Here is a 665-nt window from a genome sequence, read left to right on the forward strand (position 1 = left end):
CTCGGTGTGCCCTCACTCCGGCTTGAATCCGTGGGCCGCCGCGATGGGCCATCCTTGGCCCAGCGCGGCTAACCCGGCGTCCTGCTGGGTTACCCACGGATTCAAGCCTGCGTTCGGCCATCGTGGTTAACGGGGCGCCTCAGATCAAAAGCAAGATCAAAAGCAGAGCACGGCGGCCTGAAAGCCGACCTGAGTGGTTGAAGCAAAAGCCAGATCAAGTGCAAAGCCAAAGCCTATCTACTTGATACAACTCGGTCTGAATGTGGGAGCGCATGCAGTTTTGAATATGAGGTCGGCTGCGGATTTGCATACACTGAAGAGCTGCTTTTCTGTGGGAGCTGGCTTGCCTGCGATGCAGACACCTCGGTACATCAGGCACACCGAGTTGATGCCATCGCAGGCAAGCCAGCTCCCACATTAGACCGAGTATGGATTTGCTGTTGCTCCGGCTCTTACATCCTTTTCGCTGGCGAAGTCAGCGGTCTTTTGATCTGCGCTTTTGATCGTGATCTTGATCTGAAATCGCCCCGTCAAACACGATGGCCGGAATCTGACAGGGATTTGGGGGGTAAACCGGCAGGGATGCCGGTTTAGCCGCGCTGGGCCAAGGATGGCCCATCGCGGCGGCCCCCCAAATCACTGTCGGATTGCGGGCATGCCGAGCC

The 665-nt window shown here is 57.6% G+C and carries 1 pseudogene; it reads right to left on the reverse strand.

Annotated features, from left to right (window positions below):
• Nucleotides 1-475: 475 nt before the first annotated feature.
• Nucleotides 476-665: pseudogene (locus HBO23_RS33740) on the reverse strand (hypothetical protein); the annotation flags it as partial.

The organism is Pseudomonas sp. WS 5532 (assembly GCF_012985445.1).
GTDB lineage: Bacteria > Pseudomonadota > Gammaproteobacteria > Pseudomonadales > Pseudomonadaceae > Aquipseudomonas > Aquipseudomonas edaphica.